The following is a 24,472-nucleotide window of genomic DNA, read 5'->3' as shown; positions in this document are numbered from 1 at the left end:
TCCGTGGGTGGCTAGATGTGAATGGCCTGACCTGCAGCGGATAACGCACTCTCGTGCATCATTTCCGACAATGTGGGATGCGGGAAAATCGCCCAACCCAAGTCGCGGTGCGTCGCGCCGCACTGCATGGCGATGACGAAGCCATGGATCAGCTCCGTCACTTCTGCGCCGCACATGTGAGCCCCGATCAAACGTCCGTTTCCAGCGTCGAAGATGGTCTTGATCATTCCCTCGGTCTCGCCCAGTGCGATGGCCTTGCCATTGCCCCTAAACGGGAAGCGGCCAACAAGAATTTCGATGCCGGCCTCTCTCGCGCGCGCCTCGGTCAAGCCGACGCTTGCGATCTGAGGATGGCAGTACGTGCAGCCCGGAATTCTGTCCTTCAGCACGACATGCGCAGAACGCCCTGCAATCCCTTCGACGCAAGCGATACCTTCATGCTCCGCCTTGTGGGCCAGCATGGGGGGCCCGGCTACATCACCGATCGCGTAGATGCCCGGAACATTCGTCCGGCCGAGAGCGTTCGTAGCGATTGTGCCGTTCCTGAACTCAATCCCGAGAGCTTCGAGCCCCAGATTCTCTGTGTTGCCGACAACGCCAACCGCCAACAGCGTGCACTCGGCCGAAAGCTCCTGCGCGATATTCTTGTGGCTCACCGTCACGCGGACTTCGCCCGCTCCTGTGGAGAGCGCCACGACGCGTGCGTCCGTCAGGATCCTTATTCCGGACTTCTCGAGCTGCTTTCGGGCAAACGCGGCGATCTCCGCATCCTCGGCCGGCAGAATCTGCGGGAGCACCTCGATAACGGTAACATCGACGCCCAGCGCTCGATACAAGCTGGCGAACTCGATCCCAATAGCGCCCGATCCGACCACGATCATCGATTGTGGGATTGACGGCGGGTTCATGGCCTCGAAATAGGTCCAGATGCGGTCGCTGTCCGGCTCCATGCCGGGAAGCACACGTGGCCGGGCGCCGGTCGCGACGATGATGTGACGCGCCTGATAGGTACCGGGACCGATTGCGTCCTTTGGCGCGGGATGCTGCGGCTGAACAGCCGGCTTCTCTGTCGAACGAACGGAGACCTCTCCGGGCATGCCGTCACTCGGCGCACGCGCGATGAATGCTTCACCCCAGATGACATCCACCCTGTTCTTCTTAAGCAGAAAGCCCACACCAGTATTCAGCTGAGCGGAAATCGAGCGAGAGCGCTGGATCACGGCAGCCGAATCATAGTCGATGACGACTGTCTTGAGACCAAATTCCTTCGCACGGGAGGCGAGATGGAGGACCTCCGCGGTGCGCAGGAGCGCCTTCGTCGGAATGCAGCCCCAGTTCAGACAGATGCCCCCGAGGTGCTCCCGTTCGACGATTGCGCACCTGAGTCCAAGCTGCGCACCGCGTATGGCCGTCACGTAACCGCCAGGCCCCGCGCCAATGACAATCACATCGTAGACTGCGTTATCCATCGTTTCCTGCATGGTCGTGACTGCGAACTCCTGGCTGGGCGCCGCGGCGCTCCTCACGGGAGGTTCCGCGGGCTTGCAAGCCGGCAATGTGGTTGATCGGCAGTGGAAGAGCTCAGAGGTGTCCGCGCTGCATTTCTCCGGCGAGGTACTCCGCCTGACGGATCGCCAGTGCGACGATCGTCAGCGTCGGGTTCGGCGAGCCGCTGCTTGAGAACTGGCTCCCGTCTGAGACGAAGAGGTTCTTGATATCGTGGGATTGCCCCCACTTGTTCAGCACGCCATCGCGTGGCTTCTCGCTCATGCGGTTGGTGCCCATGTTGTGGCTCGCGGGGTAGGCCGGCAGATTGTAGATCTCTGTCGACCCGAGCGCGTTATAGATCTTCTCCATCTGCTGATAGGAGTGATTGCGCATGTTGGTATCGTTCGGGTGATCGGTCTTGTAGACGACGGGCGCCGGCAAGCCGTACTGGTCTTTCTCGGTCGGGTGCGGCTCGATGCGGTTCTGCTCCTGCGGCAGATCCTCCCCGCAGATCCACACCCCGGACATGTACTTGTACTTCTCGAGTGCGCCCGACACCTTCCGGCCCCATCCCGTGGGTCCGGGCACGAGAAACGCGGACAAGAAACCCAGCCCCAACGCAAGCTTCTCGATCGTGTAACCGGCGACAAACCCCCGCTTCGGATCGTTGTGCGCTTCGTCCCGCACGATACCGGCGACAGCCGTGCCGCGGTTCATATGCACTTCACCCGGCATGACCGCATAAACGCCCGCCGTAGTGTGCGTCATGTAGTTCCGACCGACCTGGCCCGACGAGTTGGCAAGGCCGTCCGGAAACATACTCGAGGCGGAGTTCAACAAAAGCCGCGGTGACTCGATGGAGTTGCCCGCCACGCAGACGACCCTGGCCTTCTGCCGCTGTTTTTTGCCTTCCGCATCCGCATACACGACGCCGGTTACCTTGCCGGACTTGTCGTGCTCGATCATCAGCGCCATGCAGTTGGCCCGGATTTCGCAGTTTCCGGTGGCCTGTGCGTTGGGCAGCTCAGTGTAAAGAGTCGACCATTTCGCACCAAGCTTGCAGCCCTGCATACAGAAGCCGATCTGCCGGCACGCCGGGCGACTGTCTCTCTCGACCGAATTGATCGACATCGGCCCCGCAGTGATCTTCGTGTAGCCGATCCGGCGGGCTCCTTCGGCAAGAACCTTGAAGTCTGCGCTCCAGGGAAGGTGGGGCATTCCCGTCACGTCCCCCGTCGTGCCCATCTTCAACTCCGCCCTGTCGTAATAAGGCGCGAGCTCCGCCAAAATGATCGGCCAATCGATGACGTTCGCTCCGACGACCTCACCATTGGTCGTCTTCATCTTGAACTCGTGCTCCTGGAATCGGATTGATACGCCAGCCCAATGCACCGTCGACCCGCCAAGCCCCTTCACGATCCAGGCCGGAAGGTTCGGGTGGTTCACCGCTCCGTGCCAGCCGCCGGAGGAGAAGCGCTTATCGAGCCAGGAGATCTTGGAGAACATCTCCCATTCATCGTTCTCGATGTCATCCAGGCTCAGCTTGTTTCCCGCTTCGAGAACGACGCATTTCACGCCTTTCTGAGCAAGCTCGTTAGCCATCGTGCCGCCGCCTGCGCCGGAGCCGACGATGACAACGAGGCTGTCGTCGTTGAGATCGAATTTCGCGTCCATGAGTTCCCCTGAGGAGTTTGTGCCGGCTTCAGAACCAGTCGATTTTGTCGAAATCCTTGTCGATGAAGCCGCCGGTCTCCCAGGAGGACCCGTCGTATCCGAACTTCGGCCACAGAGCCTTGTTGTTGTAGAGACCCATCAGGAGGCCTCCTTTGATTTTCTGGAAGAAGTCTGTGAGCTCGATCGAGCGGAGAACGCCTTCTCTCTCCTCCGGTCTGGGAATGGCGATGTAGCTTGTTTTGTAGATGCGTTGTGAGCGCTGCTCGAGGTCCGCGAGCCCTTTTCTCAAAAGGTCCGCGACGACAGGAGAGTTTTCGGCTTCGAGAAGGATAGCGTCGATCACGGCCTGATAAGGCGCATCGTCGAGAAAGCCCTCGTGGGGATAGATGTCGCGCGCGACGCGGAGCAACGTCGGCTTCTGGTCCACGCTCAGTGGAGCCGCGAAAGCATTGGGCGGAAGTGCCGGAAGAGCCAACGCGACAGTGACGAGCATCATAGCGTGGAGCAGACGCCGACGCGTAACGTCAGGCCTCGCCGCAGCGGGTCCTCCGACCTGCAGTGGTGAATTGTACATAGTTTCCTCCCCGATGCCGATATTTTTCGGCCTCTAACTTGAGGTCTCTTTGTGCGGCTGACAGACGTTCCGCAAATTGTGTGCCAACTGAATGCGGCCTGAAATGGCGCGAGGCGTCGGATGTTTGGTGTGCCTGTCCTCTCTGATGTGAGACACTCGTTTTGATGGTGCGCCACGTGTAACAGAGGCTACGACAGCAGGCCCTTCAGCGAGAGGCTGGTTGCTCGGACAAATAATTGAGGTAGGCGACGAGTTCCCAGATCTGCTCGGACGTGAAAGTCCTGCCCCAGGGGGGCATCACATCGGCCCCGACGCGCCCTTCGGTAATGGTCTTGTGCGCGTTGGCCGGGGCGAAGTTTGTATTGCCCTTGAAGCTCGGCGTTTTGCCGCCCTCACCCTCGGATCCGTGGCAATACGCAGCGCAATTCGCACCAAAGCGCTTTTTTCCGATTTCGATTTTGGCTGGGTCGGAAAGATCGAAGGGCGGCGTGCCGGCGTCATCTGCAAAAGCCGGATGCTCCATGAGCATGGATGCCATCATGCACACGAGGGCGAAGGGCAGACTGTGATGGTTCATCAATAAAAGATCCCCAGACTTAGAAAAGAAAAAGGCCACCGAGCCTAACGCCTCGGTGGCCGTCGGAAGCTAGCAGTTCTCAGTTCACCGTAAACACGAGCAGAGCCGCGCCGCCCGGAAGATCCTTGATCTTCGGGAACGCGCCGCTGAGGAAACCCGGTGCATGAGAGCCAAGACCGGTCGGAATGGCGATGTACTGCTTGCCATCGACCGCGTAACTCACAGGACCGCCGCGCGCGCCTGAACCAGCGTTGAACTTCCACAGTTCCTCGCCGTTGTCCGCGTCGAAGGCATAGAGGTTGCCGTACATATCGCCGGTGAACACGAGACCGGCTGCTGTCGAAAGGACCGTGCTCAGGGGCGGCATGTCGAAGCGAACCTTCCAGGCTTCCTTTCCGGTCAGCGGATCAAAGGCCGCAAGCCAGCCATCAGCCTTCTTCCCTGGAGGGTCCGTCAGTTTGATATCCGCGAGTCCAAGGGAGAGAGACCCCACACCTGCAGGCTTCTCCTGCTTGGCGCTGGTCACGTGATTGCAAACCTCCATGCCATGCGAGTACCAGAGCTTAGTGCCCGGGTTATACGAGCCGTGGTTCCAGCTGCGCGCACCGAGCAGGTTCGGGCAATGCAACTTCGTCTTGTCGGTCTCGGGGAAATTCGGCTCGATCGGGATCCCCGTCTTCGGATCGACGCCCTTCGCCCAGTTCATGTTCTCGGTGTATTGCCAGACGTTCTTGATATCTCCGTTGTCCTTGTCCATCACGTAGACAAAGCCGTTCTTGTTCAAGTGCACGAGCGCCTGCTCACCGCTGCCGTCGGGCACGAGCAGAGCCTCGTAGGCAGCATCGAAGTCCCAGGTATCATTGGGAACCTCCTGCCGATACCATTTGATCTTGCCCGTCTTCGGATCGAGCGCCAATACGGTCGCCGTATAGAGATTGTCTCCCTCGCGGCCCTCGCGATTGAAGTCAGGCGCGGCGTTGCTCGTGCCGATGTAGATGGTATCGGTCGAGGGATCGTAGGTGCCCGGCAACCATGCGGAACCGCCGCCGACCTTGCGGCTGTCTCCCGGCCAGCTCTTTGGATCGTCCTTCGGGATCTCGAAGGTCCACGCCCGCTCGCCGGTATCAGCCTTGACCGCAAAGATCTTGCCTATGATCGGCTGATCGCCGCCGGTCGTGCCTCCGAAAATGATGTCGCCAGCCAGCTGAGGTGGCGAAGAGAACAGAGCGCCGTACTCGTTCTTCATATCCGTAAGCTGAGTGGACCAGAGCTCCTTGCCGGTCTTCTGGTCCAGCGCAATGAAGCGACCGTCCAGCGAGCCGATAAAGACTTTGCCCCTGCCAACGGTCACGCCGCGGCTGGCGGATTGATAGAAGACCTCTTTGACGATCGGATCGAGCTTCGCCGTGTACCGCCAGATTATCTCTCCGGTCGCGGCATCGAGCGCAAAGACGTTGTTGTCGGCGGCAATTGTGTACATCACGCCGTCGATCACGATCGGCGTCGCCTGAAGGCCGTGCGTTATCACTCCCGGCTGATGGATCCACGAGATGCGGAGGTTTTTCACGTTGTCTTTGTTAATCTGGTCGAGCGGGCTGAACCGCCACGCGTTCGGACTGCGGTGATACTGAGGCCAGTTATTCGGATCATCGAACCCCGGACCTTTGCCTTCCGCGTTTGCGGCTCCAACACTCAGCAGAGCAATCGCTACCCCACCCACGATGCCTGACCAGGAGCGCTGCGGCTCCGTTTTTTTGAGCATGTTTCTCTCCCCGTCGCCCGACGCCGGGCAAACACTGCATTCTGACTTAACGGCATCAATCGATGCAGGCTCTATGCCAAACCCTAGCGATGCCTCTTACCTCCCTTTTTTCCAGCTTCACCGACGGAAAACTGAGTCATGTGACGCGCTACTCTTGTCGCATACCCAAACGAAATCGGCCCCGTGGACATCGCGGTCTTTGACTGATTGCGCATGGACACGAACAGCCGAGCCCTGTTCTGTCGGCGAAACCGGACTGAGAAAGCAGCATTCCCACACAGCGGATTGAACGTTGCGCGTCTTCCGCTCTTCTTTTCCTCATACACGCGCAATCAAAGGGAAAACGTCGATGCGGGGACGCCGTCCGAAATATGTCGCGCGACAGATGTCGCACGGCCTTTTCGCTTGTCTGCCTACAATAGGAACCCCAACACAATTCTCATGTGCTTGCACTGGCGCCAACTGCCTCCGCTGTTGCGCAATCACAACGATTCACAATAGGCGCGCAAAATAGCGAAGTGGCACACGCCTCCCCAACAACATTGTTTTTATTCGTTTTTTCTTACCGTTCGCCTCCAGCGCGACTTAGCGTTTTTTCTCTTGGGGCCAGATCGGTTGGGGGATAGCGCCGGATTGGCACAGCGCTTGCTGACAACATCCGTGACCGGACGATTTTCGAGTCCCGGCAGTCCTCGAGTTAGCCAGTCAATGCCGGCAACCAAGGGCGAAAGCGTAAGACCAGCCTTCGGAATAGGAGCGTCAAAGCGAAAGACGGGGGTTTTGAGCCTTTGGCACTCAATTGAAGATCAACGACAAGGAAACTAGACGAAATAACAATCGACGGGAAAGGGCCTAATGCGATGAATGGGGGAGTGAAAAACCGGGTGATATGCGCTTTGATCGCATCGGCCGGGTTGTGCATTGGAGTCGGCAGCGCGACATCTGCGGATCTCGGCGGAGACTGCTGCGCAGACCTTGAAGAGCGCATTGCCGAGCTGGAGGCGACGACGGCCCGGAAGGGCAATCGCAAGGTCTCGATCGTGATTTCCGGCTGGATCACCCAGCAGGTCATGGGGTGGGACGACAGCATCGACTCGGACGCGTATGTCGGCACCAGCTTGAATGATCTCGGCGACCGTCTGCATTTCGACGGCAGCGCGCAGATCAACGCGGAGTGGTCGGCGGGCTACAGTCTGCGCCTGGATATCACCGGCGCAAACGGCTTCGTTCAGGACGCACATAATGCCAACGGAGGCAGTGGGCCTCCTGGCAGCCTCAACTCGTACTGGTGGTTGAAAAGCGATCGCTTGGGTCGCGTCTCGATCGGCCGCCAGAGTCAGGCATCCGACGACACCTGGGTTGATCTCTCGGGAGCAGGCAGTATTTTTGCCGCCAACCTCGTGATCTTCGATGGCCAGAACTTCCAGCTGGTCCCCGAAGGAACGGGCACGCGGGCGAAAGCACGGTGGGGTGACATCGCTACCTGCTACACCGTCGGCGTCGGCATCTTCGCAGATTGCGGCGGCGATCGTACCAACAGCGTGCGTTACGACACTCCGACCTGGAACGGCTTTGTGCTCTCGACCTCATGGGGCCAGGACGATTTCTGGGACGTGGCGTTGCGGCATTCCGGTCAGTTTGGCTCGTTCAAAACCGCAATGGGCATCTCCTATCAGGACAACTCCGACAAGCGCATCAACACGATCACGGATTCCGAGCTCTTCCAGGTCAACTTCGCGTTCCTGCACGAGCCGACGGGTATTTTCGGCAGCGTCCACTGGGGACAGGAGAACCCCGCAGGTGCCAAGGACTCCAACCAACTCTATCTCAAGGCCGGTGTCCGCGCCGGGCTGAACAGCCTCGGCAAGACGGTATTTTACGGTGAGTACGGCCAGGACGACGATATGTTCAGCGGACTCACCGGAGGCGCTGTCTTCAGTGGCGTCACCGATATCTGCGACGGGTTCGCTGGCACAGGTGGCAACATCGATACGGCCTGCGGCGTCGCCGCAGTGGTTGATCCGACGGGTTCGACGTTCCGCCGGTTCGGCTTCGGCGTGGTGCAGGAAATCGATGCGGCATCGATGGCCGTCTGGCTCAAGTATAAAAACTACAGCGGAGAGGTCGACTTCTCTGCGGACGGTGTCGGCGGCAAGGAGGATTTCGAAGACCTCCACATCTATGCCCTCGGCGGAGCGATATTCTTCTGAGCTGGGGGATGTGAGGGAGCACTTGGCGCGTCTCTGGCAAGCCTCCTCCTCCGGAGGCTGCTGAGTGTTCCCTCACTCTTTACGTGACTACGGTCGACGGGCGGCGCTCACTCATATTGCCCACAAAGGAAGACTGAATGACGTACCTTGAGAAAAATTATGAGATTCTCGAAGCTGCCCGAAACCTCACCACACAACAGAAGCGCATACTGTTTCTTGTCACGCTTGGGCATCAGAACAAGGTGATCGGTGCCGCCCTCGGGCTGACAGAGGGCTCGATAAAGTCTCACATGACCCAGATACTCTGCGCGCTTTCCTGCTCCAACCGAACACAAGCCGCGCTTGTCGCCTTATGCTTGCAGCATCAGCTCAGGGTCGACGACATCGTCGGACGCCGGCGCGTGCTGACTGACAAGTGCCTTCCGACGGATCACCAGCTGGACGTGGGCTTTCTCGGCGAAGAAACACCGAACCCGAAAGCGAGTTCCTTAGGCGGTGCTCCGTGCTTTTCTTTGTAGGTTGAGAGCACCTTGTCTATCAGATCCTTCGCCGCTGGTGGCCGACGGTGATACTCGTAGTCGGCGGTTTTCCACGGGCCGTTGGCGCCTCGGAACACGACGCCGTCGCCTTCACTAAGGGACTTTGGGCCGCGCAGCAGACATGATGTTCGGGAAATTGGACAGGTGCTTATAGACAAGCCCCACGCAACGCGTGCCGGGGCGAACATTGGCGGGTTTCCAGGAGCGCGCAGGCTAGGTTTTATCGTATATCCCTGTTGTCCTCATGGGCACAAGAACGACTACCTCGACGCAGAGGGCAATCGCCGAAGCCGTCCAAAGGACGACGATGCGCTTTGTGCGGATTACTATGATCGAGCAACTCGACCTCCAAGCGATCCACCGTATGCGCAGAGAGCAAAGCGCCGGGGATGGGTGCGCGATAGCGACTGATTCTGAACCCAGTTGCCTGATCGAAGTGCGATCCTACAGTCTGCGCCACGACCGTTTGCGCAAGCATGATGGCTACGACGAGCGCGATGAAGGACCTACACGCCAAGAAACTCGAACTCCAGTTTAGCGCGTTTCCGTCGATGTGTTGCCGGAGGTGTGGGTCGGCTGCGGACGGACGGCCGCACCCCAGGGATAGCGGCCGACTTTGATCGACTTGATCGCCCTTTTTGTTGCCGTATCGATCACCGTCACGTCGTTCGAGACGCCGTTGGTCGCAAATAACATGTTTTCTTGGGGCGTAAATGCTAGGTGCCATACACGCTGTCCGACGAGAATGTAATCGGTGACTTCGTGTGTCCGCGTGTCGACCATGGCCACCCGGTTGGCCGGTCCGAGCGCGACGAAGGCAGTCGCTCCATCACGCGTAATACGAAAGCCGACTGGCTGAATCTTGTCGCGTGCAACGCCTGGAATATCAAAGGTGATCGTCTTCTCGATCTTGCGGGTGGCGAGGTCGAGGATGCTGAGGGTTCCGCCGATCTCGGAGGAGATCCAAATCTTAGCACCGTCGGGCGTGAACTCAGCGTGCCGCGGGCGGGCGTCGACCAAAATATTGTCGACGAGCGTGTTCGTCTTGGTATCGATCAGATGGGCCATGTTGGTCGTTTCTGACGTCGTTACCACCAAGCTGTCGTCGGGGGAGACGGCCATGCCTTCCGGCTCGACACCGACCGGAATCTGGGCCACCACTTGGCGAGCCTCGACGTCCACTACGGTCGCTATGGCGTCGTCCTCATTGGCGATGTAGAGGCGTTTGCCGTCGTGGGACAGCGCAAACTGCTCCGGGTCGGCGCCAGAAGGAAGATCGTGCATAAGTATTCCGGTATCTGCGTCGTAAACTTGCACGGCGTTGTCGTCGCTCGCGCACACGAAGAAGACCTTATGATCACGCGAGAAGGTGATGCCGCGCGGCCGCTTGCCGACTTTAATGGTTCGCACGACCGAGAGCGACTTGGTGTCGATCACGTTGATCGAGTTGTCTTTCTCGTTTGTCACGTAGACTTCGTGCGCGAAGACGGGCGCGGAGAGGATCATAGCGCCAGCCACGACTGCCAGGTCTATTCTGCGAAGCATCAACCCCTTTCCGAACGCTCGCGCGCGCCGATCTAAAACTCTCCGAGCATTTATCTATACGGGCGCATGAATGGTCGGATATTCGACCATGGTGCAAATTTGCGTCGACGCCGGCGCGGCCTTGCAAAAATAGAATTACACTAAATGGCAATTTCCGTTTCTCTCGGAGCGCGGCATAGCTTCTCGAAACAACTATAAACATTCGGGCGGACCCTGGAGCGCTTCATGTCACTTCGAGTTCTTTTTGCGGCACTGGCCGTCGCAGTGTCGTTTTGCGCCTATTTCGTCACCGGAGTCGCGGCTCACGGCGACGTCACTCCCCAGCCAATCGACACCACTGGGCTCGACCCGCTCGGCGAAGAGTGGCGCAAGCAGAACCCATATCGTGACAATGAAATGGCCGTTGAAATCGGCGCTTCTGGATACAATCAGAACTGCGCGCGCTGCCACGGCCTTGAGGTGATCTCGGGCGGGCTTGCGCCCGATCTTCGCCATCTCGACAAAGGCGATGCCGGCGATGAATGGTTCATGGAACGCATACGTCACGGCGCGAAGAAGTTAGACGGCACGACCATCATGCCGCCCTTCGAAGGGTTGATCAGCCAGGAAGCGATGTGGGCCATCCGCAGCTACATCGAGACCCAGCATACGGAGCAGTGACGACGGAGAGGCAGTTGCGATCCCTGCTCGCGCTCACATCCGCCCTGTTCCTCTGCACTGCTACGTGCGGAGATCATGCCAAGGCACGCCCTCTCGACGAGGTGGTCGCGACGGGTTCTCTGCGCGTCATCTCCTATTTGGATAACGCGCCGTTTTCATTTGAGCGGAACGGGCAACCGGCGGGGATCGACGTCGAGATCGCTCACGCAATCGCCCGGCAGCTTGGCGTCAAGGCCGACATCGTGCTGCGCATGCAGGGTGAGACGGCTGACGACGACATCCGCGCCAATGTCTGGCGCGGCCCGCTGACCGGTGGCGGCGTTGGCGATATCATGATGAACGTGCCGATGGACACGGAGTTCGCGCAGCGTAACCCGGAAGCGGTTTTCGGTAACTCCTACTTCCAGGAGCGGATCGTCTTGGCGGTCGATCCCGTGCTCAGCGACAAGATAACATCGGTCGACGCCTTCAAGACGCACAAGGTCGGGGTTCAACTAGCAACCGTTGCCGACTATTTCCTGATGACCTACGAGGACGGAGTGCTCGTTCCCAATATCTCCCACCACGTCAAGCCGGCGGAGGGCATTCGGGAATTCAAGGGCAAGGACGTATCTGCGCTGATGGGCGTGCGATCGAAGCTGGAATACTTGCTGCACGACGCGGGCGTCCGGGCAAAATTCCTGGTGCCTCCCATGCTTGGCATTGTACGAAAGAACTGGGTCGTTGGCATGGCGTGGAATAGGAACAGCCGGGATCTCGGGTATGCAATCGAAGGGGCGCTCGATAATCTTAAGGAGTCGGGCGAGCTTGCGCGGTGCTTTGAAAAACACGGTGTGAGCTACGTTCCTCCTCCCTTGCGTTGATTCTGAAGCGGGTCATGCGCAACGCCGCGACTGCATTGCTTTTTCTCGCGCAGGTTCTGCGTTCGCCGCGCCCGCTGCCGATCCACTGAAATCGCCGATGTGGTCGGACATGGTGGAACGCGTGCTCCAGGGTGGCGAAGTCATCTTTGACGAAGGGATCAAAGTCGTCGGACCGAGCGTCGTCGAGGACCAAGCTCAGGTGCCGGAAACGGCCGATGCGCGTGGCTTGTCGGGCGTCTATAAGATCATAGTCTTTGCCATCTACGCGATCGTGGCCGATGCGTTCGGGCGGACGGTTATGCGTCTTTATCCTAGTTTTCGAAGCCGAGCGTTGGCTGCGCGTGGACGATAAATCGCAAATAATACGCGGAACGTTTACGCTTCCTATTCGGAGCGATAGTTCCCGACTTTAGGCGAATAGACTAATTGCCAATTATTATCGACCCACCCCTAGAATAAGTTTCTGCGCGGCCTGCCTTCCTTGCCCAATTTTCAACGGGAAAAACTCCGGAAGCGGGTAGGAAACGAACAAAGGGGATTCCCATGAAGACTTCCAAGTGGCTCGCTTTTGCGAGCGCGCCTGCGCTTGCGCTTGTGCTCTCGGCGCCGACGTTGGCGGACGTGTCGATCGACGACATCATCAACGACGCCAGCACGACCAACGATGTCGTGACCTCTGGTCTCGGCGCTCAGGGCCAGCGCTATAGCCCGCTCAAATCGATCAACAAGGATAACGTCGGCCATCTCGTACCCGCCTGGGCCATGTCGCTCGGCGGCGAGAAGATGCGCGGCCAGCAGGCCCAGCCTCTCGTCAAGGACGGCGTCATCTACATCACAGGCTCGTACAGCCGCATGTGGGCCGTTGATGTTAAGAGCGGCCACGAAATCTGGCAGTATGACCATCGCCTCCCCGAAGGCATCTTGCCCTGCTGCGACGTCGTCAACCGCGGCGCCGCACTCATCAACGACAAGGTGATCTTCGGCACGCTCGACGCCAAGCTCGTTGCGCTCGACAAGAAGACTGGCAAGGTCGTCTGGACGAAAGAGATCGATGATTTCAAGTCCGGCTATTCCTACACCGCCGCTCCGCTGATCGTCCCGTCGAAGACATATGGCCCGCTCGTCGTGACCGGAGTCTCGGGTGGCGAGTTTGGCATCGTCGGCCGCATCGAGGCGCGCAAGGTCGATAACGGCGATCTCGTCTGGTCGCGCCCGACTATCGAAGGCCACGTTGGCATGCTCAACGGCAAGCCATCTACCATGACAGGAAAGAAGGGCGAGACTTGGCCGGGCGACCTCTGGAAGACTGGTGGCGGCGCCACTTGGCTCGGCGGCACCTACGATCCGGAGACAAATCTGATCTTTGTTGGAACCGGCAACCCTGCTCCGTGGAACAGCCATATGCGTCCCGGCGACAACAAGTGGTCGTGCTCGCGCCTCGCGATTGATCCAGAGACGGGCGACATCAAGTGGGGCTATCAGACAACGCCCAACGATGGTTGGGATTACGACGGCGTGAACGAGGTTGTTTCGTTCGACCTGAACGGCACCAAGGCCGTTGCTACGGCCGACCGCAACGGGTTCTTCTACGTGCTTGGCCGCGAGGACGGGGAATTCATCTCGGCGACGCCGTTCGTGGAGAATATCACGTGGGCCAAGGGTATCGGCAAGGACGGGCGTCCGGTCTACGATCCGGCGAACCGCCCGGGAGATCCCAGAAAGTCGGCGGACGGCAAGAAGGGCGAGACGATCTTCGCCGTTCCAAGCTTCCTCGGCGGCAAGAACCAGATGCCGATGGCCTATAGCCCGAATACCAAGCTCTTTTACATCCCCGCCAACGAGTGGGGCATGGATCTTCACAACGAGCCCGTGACGTACAAGAAGGGCGCGGCTTATCTCGGTGCGGGCTTCACGATCAAGCCGATCTTCGATGACCATATCGGCGCGCTGAAAGCCGTCGATCCGGCCACTGGCAATATCGTCTGGACTTACAAGAACAAGGCCCCGCTGTGGGGTGGCGTGCTAGCGACTGGCGCAGATCTCGTATTCTTCGGAACGCCTGAAGGCGAGCTCAAGGCGCTCGATGCAACCGACGGTAAGGAGCTTTGGAGCTTCAACACCGGCTCGGGCGTGGTTGCTCCTCCGATCACGTGGGAGCAGGACGGCGAGCAGTACGTCTCGGTTCTCTCCGGCTGGGGCGGCGCTGTTCCGCTCTGGGGCGGCGAAGTCGCCAAAACGGTCGCCAACCTGAACCAGGGCGGCATGCTCTGGACATTCAAGTTGCCGAAGAAGATGGCCAGCAACTAAGGGCCGCCAGCAACGTTTCCTCCAAGATACTGGGCGGTCCTTGCGGCCGCCCTTTTTCGTGTCGAGAGTTTGTCGACGCGCGCTACGATGAAGCTCATGGACATCTCCTTTCGATCATCGCTGTTCGCACTCGCAACCATGCTTTGCCTTGTACTCCCCGGCAAAGCAGGTGCCCCCGTCGAAGTCGACACGGCGTTGATTGTGGCCGTCGACGTCTCCGATTCTGTCAATGCGGAGCGATATCAACTTCAAATGGAAGGGATTGCTCGGGCGCTTGAGGACCAAGACGTTATTAATGCGCTGATGAGCGGACCGCGCGGCGGTATCGGCTTCGCGCTCGTCGAGTGGGCCGACACGTCGGAGTTCACCGTCCCTTGGCGTGTCATTCGCAGCCTCGAGGACGCACTTAAGGCTGCCGCAGTTGTGCGTGCACTCAAGCCAAAGAAGGGGGAACACACGTGCGTATCTCGCATGCTGTCCTTTATCCGCGAAAGCGTCGTTTACAACCTCCCTATCGCGGCACGTAGAACGGTGCTCGACGTTTCAGGAGATGGGATCGACAATTGCCAGGATCCCAAGAATATAATTGAAGAACGCGATAGCCTCGTGCGGCTTGGCGTTCAAATCAACGGTCTGCCTATCATCGTCGCAGGAGAGAACGAAATCGTTGGGGCCGGAGCCTATCGTGCGCCGGGATTTGGGCTTGCTCCGTTGAGCATTTGACTCCGGAGGCCAACAGACCACTCTCGACGGCTGGTATACTGATTTTGTCATTGGCGGTCCCGCTGGCTTCGTAATCCGCGCCAACGGGTACGAGGATTTCAGCCGTGCGTTCCGACTTAAATTTGTGACTGAGATCAGCCAAGAGAGCGCCGCCAAGCGGTGATGTTCCACCGGCCTTTCAATGCATGGATCAGCCAAGCTGCTTTAATGAAATAGCCATTCAATTTTTCAGCGAGACGACGAGCATCCATCGTGGGTACGTGGGTAATTTTGCAGCGACGGTGCAAATCTCGACGAGCGGCGTTGAGCTTGCATGCCAAGCTGGGAGTTGCGTGCACATGCGAATGCAACGGCGAATGATTTCGCTCTTTCGTGGTTGGTCGGAGCGGTGAATTTGGAGCCGGAGCCGTCACTGAGACACGGCTGAGACATGACCCAGGATCGCCATTATAGGAGGGTGCGATCAAAACGTGAGACTGAGACACCGGATGCCTAAGTCTCTGAGATGAATGGTCGGAGCGGGAGGATTTGAACCTCCGACCCCCAGTCCCCCAGCCTCGTGTCAGACAGCTACCCGCAATATATGCATAAGGCGCTTGGTTCGCGGGCACGCCCATTTCACTGGTTTTCCCGCTTTTCCCAATTGAGCCGAATAGCAGAGGCCACGATGATGATCTCGCAGCCCGTTGGATCGCCACCGCGGGCTTTCCCAAATCCGTGGCTCTGGGTCCTCAGGTTCGCCGTTGGTGGAAGAGCGAGGTCGAGCGCTGGATCGCGTCACGCCGCGTTTCGGAACCGTCGACTTGAGAGCAGCGCCGCAGCAGGCGGCAGGCCATCCAGGAGCAGATCAGCCCATTCCTGCGCAATTTCCTTGCGGAGCTCCAAATGCTCGGCGCGGTTGTACGCTGCTTCGATTTTGTCCTTCGGCACGTGCGCCAACATCAGATCAATAGCCTTGCTATCTGTCGGACGCCTCTCGTTCATGATCGTCGAGAACGTGGCTCGCCATCCGTGCGGAACGTGGCGGCCCTGGAAACCGGCACGTTTCAGGAGATACCCGAGCGCGTTTTCGCTCATCGGCCGGTGGAACCACCGATCGTTCGGAAACACAAAGGGGCTCATTGAACTCAACTGCTTCAGCGCCTCGACGACCTCCAAGGCCTGGCGCGACATGGGCACGAGATGATCGCGCGCCTCATCTTCCTTGTAGTGCAGACGAAGCTTCATGCGTTGAGCCGGCACCGTCCAAAGCCAATTGTCGGCATCGAGATCCCTCAGCTCGTCCCAGGGGCAGATCGCTATGACACCCGGCCGCACGATGGTCAGAGCCAATAAACGGTGTGCCAGCTTCGTCGTCGCGCTTCCCGCGATGGCCTCGCAGGCTCGCAGTACCTCCCTGGCGTCCTCGAGCTTACGCGTAGCCGGGTAGCGCCCTTTTTTGACCGGCGACAAGACCTTTCCCATCGCGGCCGCCGGATCGCTATCTGCCCGTCCGGTCGCCATCGCGTAGCAGAACACCATGGAGATGCGTTGCTTCACTCGGTGGGCGGTCTCAACTGCGGGTCGCTCCTGGATTTTCTTCAGCACGCTCCAAATCGTCGAAGGTCCCAGCTGCCGTATCGGCAAGTTCCCGATCTCGGGGAATACGTGGACCTCGAGGCTCTCGATGACGTCGGCGGCGTGATGCGGGACCCAGCCCGGCTTCCGGGATTGGTGCCATTCCCGCGCGAGGCTCTCGAAGGTGGCTTCGACCTCCTTGAGCTTCTCCATCTCCTGCAGCTTCTTCGCCAGTGCGGGATCCGTTTTCTCGCGCAGAAGCTGCCGCGCCTCTTCGCGCTTCCCCCTTGCCTCCACCAGTGACATGGTCGGGTACTCGCCAAACGACAGGATCCGCTCCTTGCCCTGCCATTCGTACCGGTATCGCCAGTACTTTCTTCCCGTGGGCATGATGTGAACGTAGAGACCTCCGCCGTCAGTCAGCTTGTAGGCCTTGGCCCGGCGAACGGCCTTCCTGACTGCCGTATCCGTCAACATCCCTGCACCTCAGCCGTCACCAAGCCTGCGCGGATGAGACAGATAATGTCAATGATTCTAGGGGCTTAGCTTACGGGAAGAGACAGGTTGGTATAACCTGAAATTGGAGGACTGGTGGAGGGGGCTGGATTCGAACCAGCGTAGGCGAAGCCAACGGATTTACAGTCCGTCCCCTTTAGCCACTCGGGCACCCCTCCGCGACCATCCTCGTGAAAGCCGGAACGAGCCGCGCCAGGCAGCGCTACCGTCAAAACCCGGCTCACAAAACGAAAGTGCCCTGCGCTCGCCGAGCGGCAGGGCAACGCTCGTCCTTATGGTAAGCCGCCCCCGGGATGTCAATTGGAAAAGCGCGCAAAAACGCTTATGGCTGCGGGGGCCAGCAGGGCCCGGCGCATCGGCGCAGGCAACCGGGCTGCGGGCGGTAAAAGCTCGCTAAATTTCAACGCAGGACAAGCCATGACACGGGGCTCAGCCGACAAAAAGGGGCCGAAATGGCGCCGCTTCGGGGAGGCCAAGGGGGCCGGGCGCGGGCGGGCCGGACCGCAGGGCCGCAGCGCGTCGAAAGGCCCCGCGGACAGCTCTGACGATAGCCTCGTCCGGCTGTTCGGCAGCCACGCCGTCGAGGCGGCGCTCAGGAATCCCGAGCGGCGCGCGCTTCGCCTGCTGGCGACGGAGAATGCCGAGCGTCGCCTCGCCGAGGCCATCGCCGCGAAGGGCGTGCCCATCGAGCGCACAAGCCCGGGCGCGCTCGACCGCCTGCTCGGCGCGGACACTGTCCATCAGGGGCTTCTGCTCGAGGCGGAGCCGCTGCCGGAGCCGAGCCTCGACGACCTGGTGGAGCGGGCGCAGCAGGTCGGGCCGCTCGTGCTGCTCGACCATGTCACCGATCCGCACAACGTGGGGGCCGTGCTGCGCAGCGCCGCCGCGTTCGGTGCGGCGGGGCTCATCTTTACAAGGCGTCATAGCCCGCCGCTCAACGGCGTGCTTGCCAAGTCGGCGTCGGGTGCGCTGGACCTGATCCCGGTCCTGCCGGTGCAGAACCTTGCCCGCACGATGCTCGACCTCAAGGGGATCGGTTTCCGTCTGATCGGGCTCGAGGGCACGGCCACCGCCGCACTGGAGGAGGAGCCCTTCGACGGCCTCACCGGGCTCGTGCTCGGCGCAGAAGGAAAAGGGCTGCGCGAGCTAACAAAGGAGACCTGCGATCAGCTCGTCTCGATCACCACCGCCGGAGCGCTTGCGAGTCTCAACGTCTCGAACGCCGCAGCCGTAGCGCTGCACTGGGCGGCGCTCAAGCGGCGGGCAAGCGCGAAATAGCGAAAGGCGACACCGCGATGGCGCCGCCTTCAGCTCAGTACGAAGCTTGTCGTGGACCTAATCGCAGTAGGTCGGGCGCCAACAGGTCCAGCGGCCGCCACGGCAAACGCGATCGCCCCAGCGATCGACGAAGCAGCGGCGGTTGGTCCAGCCGCACTCCTCGGGGCCGGGATAGCACTCGCCGCGCGAGCGATAGTAATAGTCGCGGTCACGCGAATGGGCATAAGCGCCAAGAACGCCGAGGCCGATGATGCCGGCGGCAACGCCTGCAGCTACGCCCCCTCTGCGGTGTGCTTCAGCAGGCTGGATCGACGATGCCGTAACGCCGACCATCAACGCCACTGCCATCACAGCTTGCATCAATTTCTTGATCATGGGTCGCTCCCAATCTCGACAGGTCAACTCCGCTTCGCCTAACGTGGAGCAGAGCTTTTGTTCAGGCATGCAGAAAATCACACGCTGTCCTAATAGGGTGTGAACGCGAAGATTTGAGGTCCAAAAAACGCCAAAAAGCCGCTTGGAAAGCGGCTTTTCAACGTCTCTGATCTCGATCGCGCTTTTACTTGAAGTGATGATAGCGGCGATGCGGCTTGCGGTATTTGTAGCCGTAATAGCGCGTCGGATGACCCCAGGCGCGGTAGTAAGGTGGCAGCTCTGCGTAGGGGCGATAGTTATAGCGGCGATAGCGCAGCTCCCGCGTCGGACGCCACTGGCCCGAGTTGTAGTAGGGATAGTAGCGGCGCGGAGAATACTCGTACCCATACGGGTCGTAATTCCAGTCCGAGCGGTAGTGCTTATGATAGAAGGGATAATAATGCGCAGTGCCGCGACGGCCGGCCTCGGCCGCAGCCGGGATCAGGGCCAAGCCGATGGCGGCCGCAAGCAGTGCGACGACCCGTGAACGCATGTTGAGCTCCTCGCTGTCGTTCTCAGCAGATTCTGCCATCACCTTAGCCCGAAACGCATAACATTGCTTTAACTTCGTGCGTTTCTCCGCCGGCTTTCCCTCGTTTTTGCGTGCTGCGTCGCCAGGCGGCACGGTTTCTCAACCAGTTCCGTGCTATGGGCGCGCCATGACCGTACTCGTCACAGGGGGCGCCGGATACATCGGCAGCCATATGGTGCTGGCGCTGATCGACGCCGGCGACCAGGTCGTCGTCGTCGACAATCTGTCGACCGGCTTTCGGTCCGCCGTGCCGCCGCCGGCCGTGCTCATCGAAGGCAACGTCGGCGACCAGGATCTGGTGCGGCACGTCATCGAAGAGCATGGCATTCGCGCCATCATTCATTTCGCCGGCTCGATCGTGGTGCCGGACTCGGTTGCCGATCCGCTCGGGTACTACCTCAACAACACCGTCAACTCGCGTGCGTTGATCGAGGTTGCCGTGCAAACCGGCGTGCGCTCGTTCATCTTCTCCTCGACGGCCGCCGTCTACGGCAACCCGACCGAAATTCCGGTGCGTGAGGATGCGGCCCTGAAGCCGGTCTCTCCCTACGGCACGTCGAAGCTAATGACCGAGCTGATGCTCGCCGACACCGCCTTTGCGCACGATTTCCGCTACGTAGCGCTGCGCTACTTCAACGTCGCCGGCGCCGATCCCGCCGGCCGCGCGGGCCAATCGACGCCGCGGGCGACGCACCTCATCAAAGTCGCCAGCGAGACGGCGCTCGGCAAGCGCGCGTCCATGGACGTCTTCGGCACCGACTATGCGACTCCGGACGGGACCTGCGTGCGCGACTACATCCATGTCACCGACCTCGTGGCGGCACACATGGCGGCGCTCAAGCACCTCGAAGCGGGCGGAGCGTCAGACGTCTTCAATTGCGGCTACGCGGCCGGCTATTCTGTGCTCGAGGTCATCGAGGCGGTGAAGCGCGCGTCGGGCGGGCCGTTTCCGGTCAATCTCGGGCCGCGCCGCCCCGGTGACGCGGAGGCCATCGTGGCGGACTCGGCGAAAATCCGCGAGCAGCTCGGCTGGCAGCCTCGGCTCGCCGACCTCGACCTGATCGTGACGCATGCGCTGGCCTGGGAGCGCTCGCTCCCGCGCTGAGGCATGAAGCCCCTTTTTCCGGCCGCGGGACTTCGATAAAAGGAGCGCAACGCCGCCTTAGCTCAGTTGGTAGAGCACCTGATTTGTAATCAGGGGGTCGGGGGTTCAAGTCCCTCAGGCGGCACCACTCCCACCCACCTCACCGGAACAGTATGTCAACGCCTCCAGGCTCGCGCGTTCCCCCGATCCTTGACCATGCCGGGGACCTGCTCGCGCGCTACGATGTCTTGTTCTGCGACGTGTGGGGCGTCGTGCACGATGGCGTGCACGCCTATCCGCGGGCAACGGACGCGCTGATCCGCTTCCGCGAGCGCGGCGGCACAGTGGTGCTGTTGACCAACGCGCCGGTTCCGCTGCATCGCGTGGAGGCGATGCTGGATGCCCGCCGCGTTCCGCCCGAGGCCTACGACACGATCGTCTCCTCAGGTGAGCTCGCGCTCGCGCATATTCGTGAGGCGAGCTATCGCACCATCTTCTTCATCGGGCCGCGCCAGCGCGATGCCGCGTTCTACGAGCGCATGGGGGCTGCGGACGGACCGCTCGAACAAGCGGAGGCTGTCGTCTGCACCGGGCTGGTCGACGACGTCAACGATACAGTCGAGACCTATCGCGACATCCTCGAACGGGCACACGCGCTGGCGCTGCCCTTCGTATGCGCCAACCCGGATCTTGTCGTCGACGTGGGCGGGCGTCTCTTCCTTTGCGCCGGCGCGCTGGCCGATGCCTACCAGACGCTCGGGGGTCGAGTGTTCTGGTTCGGGAAGCCGTATGCGACGGCCTACACGACGGCCAAGGCAACGGCTGAGACGATCCGTGGCGCCACTGTCGCGCCGGAGAAAATCCTCGTCATCGGAGATGCTGTGCGCACCGACCTGGCCGGCGCTGAGCGTGCAGGGCTCGATGCTCTTTTCATCACGGGCGGTATTCACCGAAACGAGACCATGACCGATGGCTCGATCGACGCCGGCAAGCTCGCGGCGCTGTTTCCGCCCGGCACGCCGCCCGCGCTCGGCGCGATGGCGGAGCTTGCCTGGTAAGAGAAGTCTCTGCCGCGCGCTTAATCCGCTGCTCTAAAGCTTGTGCGACATGCGGCGGCGCTTGGTCTCGAGGTAGCGCTCGTTATGCGCGCTCGGGTTGGTGACGACCGCCACGCGATCCAGGATCTCGATGCCCGCATCCTCCAGCGCCTCGATCTTAGCCGGGTTGTTGGTCATCAGACGGATTTTTGTGAAGCCAAGATCCTGCAGGATCTCAGCCGCCAGCTCGTACTCGCGTGCGTCGACCGGCTCGCCGATCTCCAAATTAGCGTCGACTGTGTCGCGCCCCTGGTCCTGCAGCGCATAGGCCTTGATCTTCTTGAACAGGCCGATACCCCTGCCCTCGTGGTACGGCAGATAGATGAGCACGCCGTTCGGAGTTTCTGCGATGCGTCTCAGCGCGGCGTCGAGCTGGGCCCGGCAGTCGCAGCGGAGCGAATGGAAAATGTCACCCGTAACGCATCCGGAGTGCACGCGCACGAGGGGAGCAGTGCCCGCCTCCGGGCCTTTGCCGCGATTGATGAGCGCCATCGCCTGAGTGTGCTCGTCCTTGCCCTGATAGGCACGCGCCTCAAGCACGATCTCGACACCGTCGAGTTCAATGGGCAGCATGGTGCGGGCTGAACGGCCCGTGTCGAGCTTCTTCTCCTGGACGCCGGTCAGCGGCATCTCCCTCTCCTTGATCTTGACCGGCTCTGTTCGGGCTGGGGTCGTGACGGTGGACATGTTGTAGCATAGGAGGCCGTGTACAAGATGCGAAAATAGGCGCGATCTGCCGCGCCCTTGTCCCATGGTTTCCTCCACCTAGCGCAAAGTCGAGTTTCGATGCGATTCCGCCTTATCCCACTGATATTCCTTGTTTGTTTCTCATCACTCCCCGCCAATGCAACGCCGCAGCCGAACCCTGCAGCGCGCACGGCAGAGGCCGAGATTACAGCCAAGGTGCAGGCGCTGCTCGCGCGCATGACGCTCTCCGAGAAAATCGGGCAGCTTAACTTTCCCTCGCTTGCCTTCCCCTTCGAAGCTCAGCTCGCGGAGGTCCGGCAGGGGCGCGTCGGGAACATGCTGAATGTAGTCAATCCCGATCACCTCAAGGCCTTCAAGGAGGCCGCGGCCGCCTCCCGGCTCAAGGTGCCGATGCTGTTCGCGATCGACGCCATCCACGCGTTCCGCATCACGTTTCCCGTTCCCATCGCATGGGCCGCGACATGGAACCCGCCGCTGGCCGAGCGGGCGGCGGAAGCCATCGCGACCGAGACGGCCCAGAACGGCATCAATCTGACGTTCGCGCCGATGATCGACATCTCGCGGGACCCGCGGTGGGGCCGCGTCATCGAAGGCGCCGGCGAGGATCCGTTCCTCGGCGCGGCGTTCGCCGCGGCGCGCGTCAAAGGTTATCGCGCGGGCGGGCTCGCGACGTCCGCAAAGCATTTCGTCGGCTACGGCGCGCCGGAGGGCGGTCGGGATTATAACGGAGCCCAGATTTCCGACGCGGAGCTGTTCGACCGCTATCTGCCGCCGTTCCAGGCCGCCATTGCGGCCGGCTCGGAGACGATCATGGCGTCGTTCAACACCGTCAACGGCGTGCCGGTGACGGCCAATCGGCCGCTGATCACGGACGTGCTCAAGGAGCGCCTCGGCTTCCCGGGGCTCGTGATGTCGGATTTCGTGGCTATCACCGAGCTCATCAACCATGGTGTGGCTGACGATCTCGCGGATGCGGCGCGCAAGGCGCTGCATGCCGGCATCGATCTCGACATGGCGAGCGGCGCCTACGCGCGCACCCTTGAAGCCGGCGTCGCAGACGGACGCGTGGCGACGGCCGAGATCGACGCTGCGGTCCGGCGCGTGCTCGCCGTCAAATATCGCATGGGGCTGTTCCCGGATTCGCCCGTCGGTGTCCGCACGCGAGCCAGCCCCATGGCGGAGAGCGATGTGCGCACGCGGGCGCGCGAGGTCGCCCGCGAGAGTTTCGTGCTGCTCAAGAACGACGGCGCCGCGCTGCCGATCGCACCCCAATCCGGCACCGTGGCGCTGATCGGCGCCGCGGCGCTCTCGACCAACGATCATTCGTGGTACGGGCCGGCCGGGCTCACCAAGCCGGCGACAGAGACACTGCGCGCGGCGCTGGAAGCCCGCGTGGGTAGTGGGCAAAAGCTCCTGTTCGCGGAAGCCTTCGCCGATCCCTGCGGTCTTTCCTTCAAGAACAAGGACGAGGCAATCGCGACCGCCAAGGCCGCGGACCTCATCGTGCTCGCCCTGTCCGAAGACTGTACGTTTTCAGGCGAAGGGACCTCGCGCGTGGATCTCGGCCTCTCCGGCGTCCAGGGCGAGTTGTTCGACGCGCTCGCCGAACTCGGCAAGCCGCTCGTGCTCGTCATCGAGACCGGGCGTCCGCTCGCGATCGAGGAGGTGGCAGCGAAAGCGTCAGCGGTTTTGATTGCGTGGCATCCGGGCACGGAAGGGCGCACGGCGCTTGCCGAGATTTTGGCGGGTGCCATTGCGCCCTCCGGCAAGCTGCCGATGACGTTTCCGCGTTCTGTCGGCCAGATACCGATCGCCTACAACGACCTGCCGACAAGCCGGCCGGCCAAAGGTGATCGCTACACGACAGGCTACATCGACGAGCCGTGGACGCCGCTCTATCCGTTCGGTCACGGCCTCAGCTACACGACGTTTGCCTATTCCGGGCTCGGCCTCAGCGCACCGGACATGACCCGCAACGGCCGGATAGAGGTTCGCGTCGACGTGACGAACACGGGCTCGCGCGCCGGGCAAGAGGTCGTGCAGCTCTATACGCGCCAGCTCGTTGCCGAGCGCTCACGCCCGGTGCGGGAGCTCAAGGGGTTCGAGAAGATTTCACTCGCACCCGGAACGCGGCGCACCGTGCGCTTCTGGCTCAATGCGCGTGACCTCGCCTATCACGACGACGAAGGGCGGCCGGTGATCGAGCCGGGCACGTTCCGGCTGTTCGTGGGCGGCAGTTCGGCGGCGGAGCTCGCCGGCAGTTTCGAAATCACGGAGTGAGAAAAAGCCGCACATACTTGCTCAACCAAGCCCTTGCAGGTTCTCTGCAGGCTACAAGGCAGTCATCGAGGCAGTTCGATCCAC

At 60.9% G+C, this 24,472-nt stretch carries 21 protein-coding genes, 2 tRNA genes and 1 pseudogene; 13 read left to right on the top strand and 11 right to left on the bottom strand.

Annotated elements, in window-relative coordinates:
* Positions 1–11: 11 nt before the first annotated feature.
* The 5 genes from lpdA to CS1GBM3_RS19125 form a co-directional block, all read right to left on the bottom strand.
* Positions 12–1,469, bottom strand: coding sequence for a dihydrolipoyl dehydrogenase (gene lpdA / locus CS1GBM3_RS19145; protein WP_139248025.1), 1,458 nt, complete (start codon positions 1,467–1,469; stop codon positions 12–14).
* 112 nt (positions 1,470–1,581) lie between these two features.
* On the bottom strand, positions 1,582–3,162 hold the full coding sequence (locus CS1GBM3_RS19140) for a GMC family oxidoreductase (RefSeq protein ID WP_072397281.1): 1,581 nt from the start codon (positions 3,160–3,162) through the stop codon (positions 1,582–1,584).
* 28 nt (positions 3,163–3,190) lie between these two features.
* Positions 3,191–3,736, bottom strand: a complete 546-nt coding sequence (locus tag CS1GBM3_RS19135; RefSeq protein ID WP_139247976.1) for a gluconate 2-dehydrogenase subunit 3 family protein — start codon at positions 3,734–3,736, stop codon at positions 3,191–3,193.
* A gap of 205 nt (positions 3,737–3,941) precedes the next feature.
* Entirely contained in the window at positions 3,942–4,352 is a 411-nt protein-coding gene (locus CS1GBM3_RS19130) for a c-type cytochrome (protein WP_210186224.1), read from the bottom strand.
* 40 nt (positions 4,353–4,392) lie between these two features.
* On the bottom strand, positions 4,393–6,075 hold the full coding sequence (locus tag CS1GBM3_RS19125) for a pyrroloquinoline quinone-dependent dehydrogenase (RefSeq protein ID WP_072397279.1): 1,683 nt from the start codon (positions 6,073–6,075) through the stop codon (positions 4,393–4,395).
* Positions 6,076–6,971: 896 nt separating this feature from the next.
* Here CS1GBM3_RS19125 and CS1GBM3_RS19120 point away from each other — a divergent pair.
* The 3 genes and pseudogenes from CS1GBM3_RS19120 to CS1GBM3_RS19660 form a co-directional block, all read left to right on the top strand.
* On the top strand, positions 6,972–8,285 hold the full coding sequence (locus tag CS1GBM3_RS19120; protein WP_171946528.1) for a porin: 1,314 nt from the start codon (positions 6,972–6,974) through the stop codon (positions 8,283–8,285).
* Positions 8,286–8,422: 137 nt separating this feature from the next.
* Positions 8,423–8,803 carry a response regulator transcription factor gene (locus tag CS1GBM3_RS19115; protein WP_072397273.1) on the top strand — a complete coding sequence of 127 codons (381 nt, stop codon included), beginning with the start codon at positions 8,423–8,425 and terminating at the stop codon, positions 8,801–8,803.
* A 267-nt stretch (positions 8,804–9,070) separates the two neighbouring features.
* Positions 9,071–9,194: pseudogene (locus tag CS1GBM3_RS19660) on the top strand (IS110 family transposase); the annotation flags it as partial.
* Between the two features lie 164 nt (positions 9,195–9,358).
* Here CS1GBM3_RS19660 and CS1GBM3_RS19110 read toward each other — a convergent pair.
* Positions 9,359–10,330 carry a PQQ-dependent catabolism-associated beta-propeller protein gene (locus CS1GBM3_RS19110; protein ID WP_139248024.1) on the bottom strand — a complete coding sequence of 324 codons (972 nt, stop codon included), beginning with the start codon at positions 10,328–10,330 and terminating at the stop codon, positions 9,359–9,361.
* Positions 10,331–10,594: 264 nt separating this feature from the next.
* On the opposite strand from CS1GBM3_RS19110, the gene pedF reads away from it, so the two are divergent.
* The 5 genes from pedF (at position 10,595) to CS1GBM3_RS19085 (ending at position 14,922) form a co-directional block, all read left to right on the top strand.
* Complete coding sequence (gene pedF / locus CS1GBM3_RS19105) at positions 10,595–11,029, top strand: cytochrome c-550 PedF (protein ID WP_072397270.1); 435 nt, start codon at positions 10,595–10,597, stop codon at positions 11,027–11,029.
* A gap of 14 nt (positions 11,030–11,043) precedes the next feature.
* Positions 11,044–11,892, top strand: coding sequence for a substrate-binding periplasmic protein (locus CS1GBM3_RS19100; protein WP_083567928.1), 849 nt, complete (start codon positions 11,044–11,046; stop codon positions 11,890–11,892).
* 109 nt (positions 11,893–12,001) lie between these two features.
* Positions 12,002–12,244, top strand: coding sequence for a hypothetical protein (locus CS1GBM3_RS19095; protein ID WP_139247975.1), 243 nt, complete (start codon positions 12,002–12,004; stop codon positions 12,242–12,244).
* 191 nt (positions 12,245–12,435) lie between these two features.
* The gene (locus CS1GBM3_RS19090) at positions 12,436–14,199 is read left to right on the top strand and encodes a PQQ-dependent methanol/ethanol family dehydrogenase (RefSeq protein ID WP_072397266.1); all 1,764 of its coding nucleotides are present in this window, start codon (positions 12,436–12,438) and stop codon (positions 14,197–14,199) included.
* 96 nt (positions 14,200–14,295) lie between these two features.
* Complete coding sequence (locus CS1GBM3_RS19085) at positions 14,296–14,922, top strand: DUF1194 domain-containing protein (protein ID WP_171946527.1); 627 nt, start codon at positions 14,296–14,298, stop codon at positions 14,920–14,922.
* Between the two features lie 777 nt (positions 14,923–15,699).
* Here CS1GBM3_RS19085 and CS1GBM3_RS19075 read toward each other — a convergent pair.
* Both CS1GBM3_RS19075 and CS1GBM3_RS19070 read right to left on the bottom strand, forming a co-directional pair.
* On the bottom strand, positions 15,700–16,956 hold the full coding sequence (locus CS1GBM3_RS19075; protein ID WP_072397262.1) for a tyrosine-type recombinase/integrase: 1,257 nt from the start codon (positions 16,954–16,956) through the stop codon (positions 15,700–15,702).
* Positions 16,957–17,068: 112 nt separating this feature from the next.
* Positions 17,069–17,153: transfer RNA gene (locus CS1GBM3_RS19070), tRNA-Tyr, on the bottom strand.
* Between the two features lie 259 nt (positions 17,154–17,412).
* Between CS1GBM3_RS19070 and rlmB the strand changes: the two genes are divergently transcribed.
* Positions 17,413–18,273: a 23S rRNA (guanosine(2251)-2'-O)-methyltransferase RlmB gene (gene rlmB / locus CS1GBM3_RS19065; protein WP_072397685.1), complete on the top strand. Its 861-nt coding sequence runs from the start codon at positions 17,413–17,415 to the stop codon at positions 18,271–18,273.
* 57 nt (positions 18,274–18,330) lie between these two features.
* Here the strand turns inward: rlmB and CS1GBM3_RS19060 are convergent, their stop codons facing one another.
* Together CS1GBM3_RS19060 and CS1GBM3_RS19055 are read right to left on the bottom strand one after the other, a co-directional pair.
* Positions 18,331–18,648: a hypothetical protein gene (locus CS1GBM3_RS19060; protein WP_072397260.1), complete on the bottom strand. Its 318-nt coding sequence runs from the start codon at positions 18,646–18,648 to the stop codon at positions 18,331–18,333.
* A 184-nt stretch (positions 18,649–18,832) separates the two neighbouring features.
* Complete coding sequence (locus CS1GBM3_RS19055; RefSeq protein ID WP_139247974.1) at positions 18,833–19,219, bottom strand: hypothetical protein; 387 nt, start codon at positions 19,217–19,219, stop codon at positions 18,833–18,835.
* 127 nt (positions 19,220–19,346) lie between these two features.
* Between CS1GBM3_RS19055 and galE the strand changes: the two genes are divergently transcribed.
* The 3 genes from galE (at position 19,347) to CS1GBM3_RS19040 (ending at position 21,361) form a co-directional block, all read left to right on the top strand.
* Complete coding sequence (galE, locus tag CS1GBM3_RS19050) at positions 19,347–20,324, top strand: UDP-glucose 4-epimerase GalE (RefSeq protein WP_072397259.1); 978 nt, start codon at positions 19,347–19,349, stop codon at positions 20,322–20,324.
* Between the two features lie 51 nt (positions 20,325–20,375).
* Positions 20,376–20,451 (top strand) — tRNA-Thr (locus CS1GBM3_RS19045).
* 25 nt (positions 20,452–20,476) lie between these two features.
* Complete coding sequence (locus tag CS1GBM3_RS19040; RefSeq protein WP_072397258.1) at positions 20,477–21,361, top strand: TIGR01459 family HAD-type hydrolase; 885 nt, start codon at positions 20,477–20,479, stop codon at positions 21,359–21,361.
* Positions 21,362–21,394: 33 nt separating this feature from the next.
* Here the strand turns inward: CS1GBM3_RS19040 and ribA are convergent, their stop codons facing one another.
* Positions 21,395–22,030, bottom strand: a complete 636-nt coding sequence (ribA, locus tag CS1GBM3_RS19035; protein ID WP_072397257.1) for a GTP cyclohydrolase II — start codon at positions 22,028–22,030, stop codon at positions 21,395–21,397.
* 156 nt (positions 22,031–22,186) lie between these two features.
* Between ribA and CS1GBM3_RS19030 the strand changes: the two genes are divergently transcribed.
* Positions 22,187–24,388: a glycoside hydrolase family 3 N-terminal domain-containing protein gene (locus CS1GBM3_RS19030; RefSeq protein WP_072397256.1), complete on the top strand. Its 2,202-nt coding sequence runs from the start codon at positions 22,187–22,189 to the stop codon at positions 24,386–24,388.
* Positions 24,389–24,472 lie beyond the last annotated feature (84 nt).

It is taken from the genome of Hyphomicrobium sp. CS1GBMeth3, assembly GCF_900117455.1.
Lineage (GTDB): Bacteria > Pseudomonadota > Alphaproteobacteria > Rhizobiales > Hyphomicrobiaceae > Hyphomicrobium_C.
Note: the sequence above shows the minus strand (reverse complement) of the source record. Positions and strands in the feature narration are given on the sequence as shown.

Bases quoted from the DNA above. Each gene is read 5' to 3' on its own strand.
- lpdA (WP_139248025.1), bottom strand. From the start codon at position 1,469: ATGGATAACGCAGTCTACGATGTGATTGTCATTGGCGCGGGGCCTGGC.
- CS1GBM3_RS19140 (WP_072397281.1), bottom strand. From the start codon at position 3,162: ATGGACGCGAAATTCGATCTCAACGACGACAGCCTCGTTGTCATCGTC.
- CS1GBM3_RS19135 (WP_139247976.1), bottom strand. From the start codon at position 3,736: ATGTACAATTCACCACTGCAGGTCGGAGGACCCGCTGCGGCGAGGCCT.
- CS1GBM3_RS19125 (WP_072397279.1), bottom strand. From the start codon at position 6,075: ATGCTCAAAAAAACGGAGCCGCAGCGCTCCTGGTCAGGCATCGTGGGT.
- CS1GBM3_RS19115 (WP_072397273.1), top strand. From the start codon at position 8,423: ATGACGTACCTTGAGAAAAATTATGAGATTCTCGAAGCTGCCCGAAAC.
- CS1GBM3_RS19110 (WP_139248024.1), bottom strand. From the start codon at position 10,330: ATGATCCTCTCCGCGCCCGTCTTCGCGCACGAAGTCTACGTGACAAAC.
- pedF (WP_072397270.1), top strand. From the start codon at position 10,595: ATGTCACTTCGAGTTCTTTTTGCGGCACTGGCCGTCGCAGTGTCGTTT.
- CS1GBM3_RS19095 (WP_139247975.1), top strand. From the start codon at position 12,002: ATGGTGGAACGCGTGCTCCAGGGTGGCGAAGTCATCTTTGACGAAGGG.
- CS1GBM3_RS19090 (WP_072397266.1), top strand. From the start codon at position 12,436: ATGAAGACTTCCAAGTGGCTCGCTTTTGCGAGCGCGCCTGCGCTTGCG.
- CS1GBM3_RS19085 (WP_171946527.1), top strand. From the start codon at position 14,296: ATGGACATCTCCTTTCGATCATCGCTGTTCGCACTCGCAACCATGCTT.
- CS1GBM3_RS19075 (WP_072397262.1), bottom strand. From the start codon at position 16,956: ATGTTGACGGATACGGCAGTCAGGAAGGCCGTTCGCCGGGCCAAGGCC.
- rlmB (WP_072397685.1), top strand. From the start codon at position 17,413: ATGACACGGGGCTCAGCCGACAAAAAGGGGCCGAAATGGCGCCGCTTC.
- CS1GBM3_RS19060 (WP_072397260.1), bottom strand. From the start codon at position 18,648: ATGATCAAGAAATTGATGCAAGCTGTGATGGCAGTGGCGTTGATGGTC.
- CS1GBM3_RS19055 (WP_139247974.1), bottom strand. From the start codon at position 19,219: ATGGCAGAATCTGCTGAGAACGACAGCGAGGAGCTCAACATGCGTTCA.
- galE (WP_072397259.1), top strand. From the start codon at position 19,347: ATGACCGTACTCGTCACAGGGGGCGCCGGATACATCGGCAGCCATATG.
- CS1GBM3_RS19040 (WP_072397258.1), top strand. From the start codon at position 20,477: ATGTCAACGCCTCCAGGCTCGCGCGTTCCCCCGATCCTTGACCATGCC.
- ribA (WP_072397257.1), bottom strand. From the start codon at position 22,030: ATGCCGCTGACCGGCGTCCAGGAGAAGAAGCTCGACACGGGCCGTTCA.
- CS1GBM3_RS19030 (WP_072397256.1), top strand. From the start codon at position 22,187: ATGCGATTCCGCCTTATCCCACTGATATTCCTTGTTTGTTTCTCATCA.